The 476-nt window shown below is 30.9% G+C and carries 1 protein-coding gene; it reads right to left on the bottom strand.

Annotated features, from left to right (window positions below; translation table 11 throughout):
• On the bottom strand, positions 1 to 451 hold a 451-nt coding region (locus tag GHO25_RS25755), incomplete at its 3' end, for a hypothetical protein (protein ID WP_153393436.1).
• Between the last annotated feature and the right edge of the window lie 25 nt (positions 452 to 476).

The following is a 476-nucleotide window of genomic DNA, read 5'->3' as shown; positions in this document are numbered from 1 at the left end:
CTCTTTTATCGGTTATTTCATCAAGTTGTTTAATCATTCCAACCGGGCCAGCCGGTTTGGCAATATTCGGGGAAATAACCTTATTTCCATCATAATCTAATGGAATTAAGTCGCTTATAATCTTGTTGGATAGTGTTTTAGAAGCTCCACTAGGTGCGAGTAGCATAACCCAAGTATCTAACTCGGTTTTATTACTCATTTTAGGTATTTTCATAGTGGCTTTACTGAATAAACAAAAAGCTGAAATATATGAAAAAAAGCTAAATACTGGAATACCTAACGGTATGTCTGTGTTTTTTGAAAATCTATGAAATAGCATTGATAATGCATCATTTGTTTTTCTATTAACAAATGGGTTGTTAATCAACGGCAATATATCTTGCATGTTACTTGGTTCATCATTGAAAATTATCGAATTTAAATAACTTTCAGTTAAATCATTAATAGCCATTTTATTACCTCCTTATTTTTTTTTT

Source organism: Pseudomonas sp. FSL R10-1350, assembly GCF_009600525.1.
GTDB lineage: Bacteria > Pseudomonadota > Gammaproteobacteria > Pseudomonadales > Pseudomonadaceae > Aquipseudomonas > Aquipseudomonas helleri.
Note: the sequence above shows the minus strand (reverse complement) of the source record. Positions and strands in the feature narration are given on the sequence as shown.